Origin of the sequence: Atribacter sp. (assembly GCF_035418125.1) — a bacterium.
In the GTDB taxonomy this organism is placed as follows: domain Bacteria; phylum Atribacterota; class Atribacteria; order Atribacterales; family Atribacteraceae; genus Atribacter; species Atribacter allofermentans.
In genome coordinates this window covers 1-9,151 of record NZ_DAOLQM010000065.1, presented here as the reverse complement: position 1 = coordinate 9,151, position 9,151 = coordinate 1, and the positions used below count along the sequence as shown (strand labels likewise).

7 protein-coding genes and 1 tRNA gene are annotated in these 9,151 nt (G+C 38.8%); 4 read left to right on the top strand and 4 right to left on the bottom strand.

What is annotated here, in order from left to right; all coding sequences use genetic code 11:
- Nucleotides 1–315: 315 nt before the first annotated feature.
- From yvcK to PLK24_RS05045, 4 genes are all read left to right on the top strand, one after another.
- Nucleotides 316–1,791: a uridine diphosphate-N-acetylglucosamine-binding protein YvcK gene (gene yvcK / locus PLK24_RS05060; RefSeq protein ID WP_324476908.1), complete on the top strand. Its 1,476-nt coding sequence runs from the start codon at nt 316–318 to the stop codon at nt 1,789–1,791.
- Nucleotides 1,792–2,152: 361 nt separating this feature from the next.
- Nucleotides 2,153–3,004, top strand: a complete 852-nt coding sequence (locus PLK24_RS05055; RefSeq protein WP_324476906.1) for a carbohydrate ABC transporter permease — start codon at nt 2,153–2,155, stop codon at nt 3,002–3,004.
- A gap of 12 nt (nt 3,005–3,016) precedes the next feature.
- The gene (locus tag PLK24_RS05050; RefSeq protein ID WP_324476904.1) at nt 3,017–3,868 is read left to right on the top strand and encodes a carbohydrate ABC transporter permease; all 852 of its coding nucleotides are present in this window, start codon (nt 3,017–3,019) and stop codon (nt 3,866–3,868) included.
- A 108-nt stretch (nt 3,869–3,976) separates the two neighbouring features.
- Entirely contained in the window at nt 3,977–5,344 is a 1,368-nt protein-coding gene (locus PLK24_RS05045) for an ABC transporter substrate-binding protein (protein WP_324476902.1), read from the top strand.
- A gap of 153 nt (nt 5,345–5,497) precedes the next feature.
- Here PLK24_RS05045 and PLK24_RS05040 read toward each other — a convergent pair whose 3' ends face one another.
- The 4 genes from PLK24_RS05040 to PLK24_RS05025 all read right to left on the bottom strand — a co-directional run bounded on the left by PLK24_RS05040 (nt 5,498) and on the right by PLK24_RS05025 (nt 8,891).
- Nucleotides 5,498–5,812, bottom strand: a complete 315-nt coding sequence (locus tag PLK24_RS05040) for a cupin domain-containing protein (RefSeq protein ID WP_324476900.1) — start codon at nt 5,810–5,812, stop codon at nt 5,498–5,500.
- Nucleotides 5,813–5,898: 86 nt separating this feature from the next.
- Nucleotides 5,899–7,545: a hydroxylamine reductase gene (hcp, locus tag PLK24_RS05035; RefSeq protein ID WP_324476898.1), complete on the bottom strand. Its 1,647-nt coding sequence runs from the start codon at nt 7,543–7,545 to the stop codon at nt 5,899–5,901.
- Between the two features lie 116 nt (nt 7,546–7,661).
- Nucleotides 7,662–8,084, bottom strand: a complete 423-nt coding sequence (locus PLK24_RS05030; RefSeq protein ID WP_324476896.1) for an RrF2 family transcriptional regulator — start codon at nt 8,082–8,084, stop codon at nt 7,662–7,664.
- Nucleotides 8,085–8,815: 731 nt separating this feature from the next.
- A tRNA-Lys gene (locus tag PLK24_RS05025) sits at nt 8,816–8,891 on the bottom strand.
- Nucleotides 8,892–9,151: the final 260 nt, after the last annotated feature.

Sequence of the window (9,151 nt, the reverse complement as noted above, 5' to 3'; positions counted from 1 at the left end):
ACGGCTTCGAAAAGCGAAGCCTCAGGATGATTCCTTCGGTGTCAAATGAGATCATCACGCGGAAAGGCACCCCTCAGGATGGCGTCGTTTTTCTCTTTCCTTTATTTTCAGATTAAACACTCATACCACATTGTGGAACTCGATAACAGTTAAAACAATGATAAAAATTAACCCACTCTTATGCTCTGATCTTCCCCAGATTTTGTAAAGATTGATAGAAGAGAATATAATAAATCGGGAGAAGATCAGATAGGATGGATCTGGATCTACCAAATATAGTATTTTCAGGATAGAAAAGCAATTTGGGAGGTTAACATGGAAGACGAGTCACGTTTTCGCAGCAGATTGCGGTGGCTTTATCCAGGAATGAAGGTTAAAAGATGGCTATTTGTAGCGATAATAGGGGTTATATTTATCTCGATAGGATTAAGTCTTATCGTATCAACTCCTTACTTTAGGGGTATCTATCGAACCTGGAGTTCTATTGTATATCAATTAGTAAGAAATTACTGGTTATCAGTAAGTTTTGGAATTATTTGGTTAGCGGTGGGAATCTTTTTCATTGTTTATGGGCTTCAACACATGAACCGTTCCATTTTTAGCGTAATAATGCCCACCCCCGAAGATGATGTAGCCAAAAAGATATTTCAAAAAAGACAACTTGAGCGAGGGCCGAACGTAGTGGCTATTGGCGGAGGACATGGATTACACGTTTTTTTACAAGGAATAAAAAAATATACTTCTAATACCACGGCGATTGTAACGGTTTTCGATGATGGTGGGAGCTCTGGTTTACTACGCCAAGAAATGGGAGTGCTTCCTCCAGGGGATATTCGTAATTGTCTTATTGCCCTTGCTGATACTGAGCCTTTGATGGCCAAGCTTTTTCAACATCGTTTTGAAAACGATAGTACTCTACACGGACATAATTTTGGTAATTTGTTTATTACCGCTCTTACTCAAGTAACCGGTGATTTTCAAAAAGCAATTGGAGAATCAAGCAAGGTTTTAGCAGTGAGGGGTCGGGTTCTTCCTACCACACTTCTTAATGTTGTTTTAAAAGCTGAGTGCGATGATGGGAATATTATTAGTGGTGAATCAAATGTCGGTGTTTGTGGAAAAAGAATTAAAAAAATATTCCTCGATCCAGAACAAGTAGTATCTACTCCAGAAGTCATTAAAGCTATCTATGAAGCCGACATTATTGTTTTAGGACCCGGCAGCCTTTATACAAGCGTTTTGTGCAACTTAGCAGTAGATGAAGTGAGAGAAGCGGTTTTGCATTCCCCCGCTCCGGTTGTTTTTGTTTGTAATGTGACAACCCAACCAGGCGAGACTGACCATTATAAGTTTGCTGATCATTTGAATGCAATATTTCAATTTATTCCACCAGAACGATTAAATTATATTTTAGTCAACAATGAAAAACCCGACTCTGATAGGATGGATGAACTGAATCAGAGGGGAATAGACATGGTTAACACTGCAGAAATCAACACCTATGATTCAATAAAAATTTATGAAGCCCCCTTATTATCCCTTGAACAACCAACACGTCATGATTCGAATAAATTAGCCAGGGCACTCATTCAAATCTTAACGAATGAAAAACCTTCTTGGAAATTTTATTTTACTCTTTATACTGAGGATGGATTTAAGAATTTAAAATTAGTTCAAATGATGAATAAATATAAAAAAAAGAAAACATCTGATCAAGAGCTATCCTTGCAAATAGAAAAAAATCCGACCAGTGATATGAATGAAAAAAAATTAGTTGAAAAACAACGATAAGAGCTTGTCGTGGCTATTTTTAACGAGCTCTAATTGAAATTATTAGAATTAAAAAATATTATTATGCTCTTTTAAAAAGAGATTTTCTTTAACTTGGTTGTTTATTCTCAAGAAATATTGTTAGATAAATTTGTTTTATGATGATGGCAAGAGTTGAGGATTATTTACCCCATACCAATGAAGATAGTTTTAAAAACTCAACAATATATGTTAATATTGTGAATGTATAAAAAAGAGGTATCGTTTAAGGAGATGTCAAATTCTTTCTTACAAGATAAAGCCATCGAAAAATTACTGTTAGTTTGCACTGGCTTTTTTTCAAGCAATTATCAAAGAATTGAATGAAGGGGACAGGTGAATAATGCGATACTTTTTTTATTATTTAATATTTGCATTAATCGTTATAGTTATTCTTTTCCCAATGCTGTGGACCTTTTCTCTTTCTATTAAAACCCATGCTGATATAACATCTTCGATCCCAAAATTTGTTTTTCAACCTACAACGGGCAACTATCGCGGGCTGTTTACCGGAGAAACCGGAACAACATCTCTTCCCTCTTCCAAACCTAATTTTCCTCGTTATTTTATGAATGGGGTTATAATTAGTGGTGGAGCAACTTTGCTGGCGATGCTCATAGGAATACCTGCTGCCTATGCATTAACCAGGGCACGTTTTAAGAAAGAATCTACCAGAGAGAATCTGGCTTTTAATATACTCAGTTATTGGTTTGGACCTGAAATAGCCATTGTTTTACCCCTCTATCAAATTTATCAACGCTTAGGGCTTATTGATACTTATTTAGGTTTAATGCTGGTTTATCAGCTGATTGGTATTCCATTTATTGTTTGGATGTGTCGAAGCTATTTTCTTGATATTCCGGTATCTATAGAAGAAGCCGCTAATGTAGATGGATGTAGTCAGGTTCAAACCTTTTTTCGAGTGGTTTTGCCCTTAGCAAAGGGTGGTATTGCTGCTACAGCTCTTTTAACCTTTATCTTTTGCTGGAACAGCTTTGTTTTCGCTTTGGTAGTTGGTGGAGAAAAAACCATGCCGGTCACAACCGGATCTCTCGGTTTTATTCGATATCAAGCGGTTTTATGGGGACAAATGAGCGCTGCAATTATCGTATCTGCTCTTCCTGCCATTATACTAGCCATTCTACTTCAAAAACATATCGTTCGTGGATTAACTTTCGGTTCGGTAAAAGAATAAAGGAGGACTACAATGAAAAAATGGATTATTGCACCAGCGATTCTTGTCCCAATTTTAGTTGGCGTTATCCCTTTTGGATATGGAGTCTATCTTTCTTTTACCAACTGGCGATTAGCTAATCCTGGTATTAATTTTATAGGTTTGGAAAACTATTATTTTCTTTTTAAAGATCAGAACTTTTGGAAAGCGGTTTTGATATCATTTGAGTATGTAGGAATGGCGATTTCAATAGAACTGGCTATAGGAAGTTTAATTGCCTACCTTCTTACTAAAAACCGTCGTGGCCAATGGTTTTTCCGCTCGATTATTATCATTCCTTTAACAGTTGCTCCAATACTTCTGTCCTTAATGTGGAAATTGATGCTTTCGACATCGGGTGGTGTAGTAAATTACTTCCTAGGTTTTATTGGCATTTCACCGGTAGCTTGGTTGGCCGATCCAAAGATTGCACTTTTAACCCTGGCTTTTATTGATGCCTATATTTATACTCCGTTTGTCGCTTTAATCTTGTTTGCCGGACTGCAAAGCCTTCCTCGCGATCCCTATGAAGCAGCTTTGGTTGATGGAGCCTCAGGATTTGATAGCTTTCGGTATATTACCTGGCCCTTGATGAGACCATTGGTTTTGGTTTCGGTCATGTTTCGTTTAGTCATTTCATTTAAAATTTTTGATACCATTTATGCGACAACCAGCGGTGGGCCGGGTACCTCCACTACCAACTTACATCTTTGGGTTTACTTGAATGCTTTCCGCTATGGGGATATGGCTTATGCTATGGCAGGTGCGGTTATCCTTTATCTTATTATTTACATCTTAACCAACGTTTTTGTCCGAATGTGGAAAAACGCTACATCGTATATTTAAGAATTTAAGTGAAGAGAAAAATAGCTTTGGGGGGTGATCAATGAGTAAAAGTAAAAAAGTGAGGAAAATAAATTAGTACTTAATTTTAAAAGGGGGTCAAGGTCTATTATGAAAAAATCGTGTTTTGCTCTTGTTACTTTTATGGTTGTTTTGTTCATGGTTTTTGGAATTGCATTTGCTCAAGGATCATTCGAAGGAACCAAGGTGAATTGGAAACAATTTGAGGGTGAATCCATTAGCCTTCTGCTCTGCAATCACCCAATGCAGGCAACCTTTGATGCCTTGCTCGGTCAATTTGAGGAGCTCACTGGGATTAAAGTCAATGTTTTGACTCTTCCCGAACAACAATTTTTTGAGAGACAGACGGTAGTTTTAACTGGAAAATCACCAGAATTTGATATCGTTATGTCCTCACCGATGCTCAACTGGAAATTCATCCCCGGTGGCTTCTTGGAACCCCTCAATGCTTATCTTGAGGACCCAGCTTTAACCGATGCTGATTTTTATGATATTAACGACTTCTTCCCCATGACCATTAATGCCAGTATGGTAGCAGGAAAGCTCTATGCTATCCCCTATCAGGTTGAAGCCTACACTCTTTACTATCGATCTGATATATTTGACAAATATGGTGTAGCAGAACCAAATAATTTAGATGAGTTATATGAAGCTGCCAAAAAAGTTAAAGCTGGATTTGATGCCGATGGTATCACCGATATCCTTCCTTTCACCTGCCGTGGTATCAAGGGAGCTGGAACTGCCAACTCAGCCTACATCAGCTTGGTTGCTTCCTATGGTGCCAAAGATTTTGACAAAGACGGCAATCCATCCATGTATACTCCAGAAATAGTTGCCATGTCCGATCTCTGGACCAAACTCATTCGTGATTTTGGCCCCAAAGACTGGTCAGCATTAGACTGGTATGACGTAAAAGACGCTTTCATTGCCGGAAAAGCAGCCATGATCATCGATGCCGACCACTGGGGAGCTGAGCTTGATGACCCAGCTATAGCCCAAAATATCATTGGAAAATGGAAAGCTCTTCATGTTCCAGAAGGACCAGCCGGAATTAAATCCAATATTTGGGCGTGGTCGATTGCTATGAACGCTGCTTCTGAAAACAAGAAGCCGGCCTGGTTATTCATGGAATGGGCCTCCAGCAAACCAGTTATGTTAGAAGCTTCCTTGAAATATAACAACCAGACTCCAGTCCGGAATTCAGTATGGAACAATGAAGAAATTATTAAACGAACCTCAGAATGGGGTCAGGGAACTTGTCGTCCTCTGGTTACCAAAAATTTAGAAGAATACGCAGCGTTACAATGGACTCCTAATCCTAACACTTTTGCTCTGAGCGAATTGTGGCAGGAACAACTCCAGAGAATTTGGACCCAGGAAGTCTCTGCCGATGATGCTATCAAAGAAGTGCAAAATCGTGCAATGAGATTGATGCCTCCCAAGGATTGGTTGCAATAGCAAAAGCCATAACTATAAACAAGATTAAAAAAGAGGAGCTCTGCCTTGGCAGAGCTCCTCTTTTTTGTGGGAAACTGTAATTTTATTTATCTCAATTAGATGAACAATTACTGCTTTATAATTTATAGGGGATATAATATTTGGATAAATGAGTTATTTGGGCATTTTAATAACTAAAAACTTAAAAGGTTTGTCAGTATTATTGATGAGACGGTGAGGGATATCTTTTGGACTTTCAATGCAAGCACCTGGATTCACCGGAGCACTTTCATCGCCAATTTCCACCAATCCACTTCCTTCAAGAATATAGAAAGCAACATCAACTGGTGTGGTGTGTGGTTTTAAAGACTCACCTGGGTGTAAAGTCATATGGATAATCTGGCCATGGTTGTAATCGTAAATCCTACGAGCATCGATATTGTGGTTATTAACAAAAGGCTGGGTTTTATCAACTTCTAAAATTTTCATGGTAATCCTCCCTATAATTTTATAGAACAGGGGATGGTAAGCATTTAGAGGGAGAGTTGGGAACCCTCCCCCCATTTATAGAAAGCTTACTCTCCTAGAATGGCTTTGAGGTCAGCTTCAGGAGTAGTTATGGTCATAAGGTTGAAATTCTCCTGAAGGACTTTTAAAGCTGCTGGGGTAACAAAAGCTGGTAAGCTGGGGCCAAGTCTCATGTTTTTGATTCCCAGGTGTAGAAGCGAAAGGAGAATGCAAACCGCTTTTTGCTCATACCAGGAGAGGATAAAGGAGAGGGGTAGACCGTTGACATCGGTGTTAAAAGCGTTTGCAAGAGCAACTGCTATCTGAATCGCCGAATAGGCATCGTTACATTGTCCAACATCAAGCAAACGAGGAATACCTCCAATATCACCGAATTCAAGTTTGTTGAAACGATATTTCCCACAAGCTAAGGTGAGAATAACCGAGTCTCGTGGTACCATTTGGGCTAATTGGGTGTAGTAATTTCTTCCTGTCTTTGCGCCATCACAGCCACCAATGAGGAAGAAATGGCGTATGGCACCCGACTTGACTGCATTGATTACCTGATCTGCGACTCCCATTACAGCATTATGACCAAAACCTACTATGATAGTTTTTTCTGGTTCGTCTTCTGGGAATCCTGGAGCAGCTAAGGCAGCTTCAATAACCGGTGCAAAATTACGATCAGTAATATGAGTCACTCCCGGCCAGGCCACTAACCCGGAAGTGAAGATTCTACTTTTATAGCTTTCTTTCGGTTTTTGAATGCAATTCGTGGTCATAAGGATGGCACCAGGAAATGCGTCGAATTCTTTTTGTTGATCCTGCCAGGCTCCACCATAATTCCCAACGAAGTGAGGATATTTTTTCAGTTCTGGATAGGCATGGGTAGGAAGCATTTCTCCATGAGTGTAAATATTTATTCCTTTGCCCTCGGTTTGTTTTAAAAGTTCAGCTAAATCTTTTAGGTCATGACCAGAAACAACAATTGCCTTCCCTTTTTTGGCAGTTATTGGAACTGCAGTTGGAACCGGATGACCATAAGTACCGGTATTGGCTTTATCAAGGAGCTCCATAATCCGAATGTTAACCTCACCGCATTTTAGGGCAGTTTTTAACAGTTCATCAAGGGTAAATTGTCCTTTGGTAAGAAAATTAAGAGTTTCATGGAAAAAGGCGTAAACATTATCATCTTCTTGGCCAAGGATTTGGGCATGGTCTACATAGGCAGCCATTCCTTTAAGACCATAAAGGATAAGGTGCATCAATCCAGCTATATCTTCACCATATTCTTTAATGTTGTTTTCAAGGGTTACTGATTCTCCTTGACGAATCAGTTGGTCTAAACTGTCAGCTGGTTTCCAGATTGCTGGACCACTCAAATCTTCTGGAGTTTTTCCCGATTGACGGCAAGCATCGAGGTATTGCTGTTTAACCTTTTCTTTGATGTTGTAGGCTTTATGAAGTAAAGATTTTAAGCGTTCAGGATCAAAATCAACATTGGTAATTGTGGAAAAAAGAGCTTCAGCAACAAAGACATCAGCATCATGGTTTTTTACACCGTATTGTCGTACTCGGTGGGCATACTGACCGATTCCCAGGATAGCATAAACTAATAGATCTTGCAGAGCAGCAGTTTCCGGATCTTTACCACATACTCCAAAGGCAGTACAACCAGTTCCTTTAGCAGTTTGTTCACATTGATAACAGAACATATAATGAACCTCCTTTTTTAATGATTATTGTTATAAACTAACGCTTAGTTCTTACAAAAAGAACTTGAATAGTTTAAAAGTTGTTTATTCAATGAAATATCAGTTCTTTGTTTGGTCTATCGATCTGATTGCGATTTTTCAACTAAATCTTTCAAGGTTTTCGAAGACAAATATTGTCTAAACTCGTGTCGCATCTTGTCGATAAGTCCACCAAAAATACAATTTTTAAAAGGGCAAACCCCATTTTTGTTGAAACAACTGCCTTCTTCCAGGGGACCCTCGATGGCTTGGTAAATGTCTAAAAGCGTAACTAACTCAATTGGATTTTTTAAGTAAAAACCACCATTGGGACCTCGAATGGAGTCAACCAAATTAATTTTAGCTAGCCTTTGCATTACTTTTGATAGATGGGCTTCTGAGGATGCAGTTTTTTCTGCCATTTGTTTTATAGTTAATGGCTCGCTGTCATGTTGAGCCAAAAGGACCATACTGTGTAAAGCCAATAAGCTAGCTTCAGAGAGACTAACTATTCCTTTCAATTCTTTCACCTCTTTTATTCAGGTATAAAGATACTAAAATACCAAATATATGTCAAGAGGAAAATTCTATAATTTTTTATATTTGAAGAAGTCAGCAAGTTTTTTTCTATAAATACAACCTTATATAAATTGAGACCAACTCCGTCACCGGGTGACTTCCCTTCTGTTGGTGGTGGTTTTTGGTATCTTAGCGAAAAGCGAAGCGATGTGGCAATCTATTAAGAATAGTCTTTATTCTTTTTTCTATTCTGAAAATATCATCAAATGAAGTCTTTAATCGGACTTCCTGAGCCCTCGCTTTTTGAGGGTGTGATGATCTCATCTGACGCCATTGGCGTCATCCTGAGGCTTCGCTTTATGAAGCCGTGAGGATCTCATCATTTTATCTTTTTCTATAAAAAATATTTTGCAAAATGAGATTGCCACGTCGCATAGGACGCTCCTCGCAATGACGAAGCGGGAAATAATTCAAATCCACCTTATCCCCTATTGCTAAAGGGGAAGATTAACATGTATATACATATTTTCATTGTTATCTGGTGCTGTAAAAGCAGCATGAGGGTCTATCCTGCAAATACAATGAGCAGTGAGGAGTGAGTTGTGAAAGGCGAAAGGCAATCAGAGTAAAACTTTAGAATTATTGATTTATGGCATTGGGAAAAGATAAGTTAGGTAAAATAGAGATATAAAAGGAAAGTAAATGAAGAGGAATTTAAAATGAGGGAAATAACTGGTAGGCCGTGAGGGAATCGAACCCGCAACCTACTGATTAAGAGTCAGTTGCTCTGCCAATTGAGCTAACGGCCCACCTTATTGCAGTGAAAATATACAATGAAACACTAATAATTGTCAAGGTATGAATTTCTATGTGGTAAGGAATCCATGCCTTTATAAAGGACACCTCTACTCTTGGTTTTTTATTCTACCCTGCATTAATACAGTAAAATGCTTGACTCTACGAATTTTCCTGCTAAAATAAGTAAGGCGTGGTCAGAAAGGTTTCCTTTCGCCGTGCCGGAGTGGCGGAACAGGAAGACGCAACGGACTTAAAATCCGTTGGGGCGCAA

Excerpts from the sequence above, each read along its gene's own strand:
- yvcK (WP_324476908.1), top strand. The coding sequence starts at position 316 with ATGGAAGACGAGTCACGTTTTCGCAGCAGATTGCGGTGGCTTTATCCA.
- PLK24_RS05055 (WP_324476906.1), top strand. The coding sequence starts at position 2,153 with ATGCGATACTTTTTTTATTATTTAATATTTGCATTAATCGTTATAGTT.
- PLK24_RS05050 (WP_324476904.1), top strand. The coding sequence starts at position 3,017 with ATGAAAAAATGGATTATTGCACCAGCGATTCTTGTCCCAATTTTAGTT.
- PLK24_RS05045 (WP_324476902.1), top strand. The coding sequence starts at position 3,977 with ATGAAAAAATCGTGTTTTGCTCTTGTTACTTTTATGGTTGTTTTGTTC.
- PLK24_RS05040 (WP_324476900.1), bottom strand. The coding sequence starts at position 5,812 with ATGAAAATTTTAGAAGTTGATAAAACCCAGCCTTTTGTTAATAACCAC.
- hcp (WP_324476898.1), bottom strand. The coding sequence starts at position 7,545 with ATGTTCTGTTATCAATGTGAACAAACTGCTAAAGGAACTGGTTGTACT.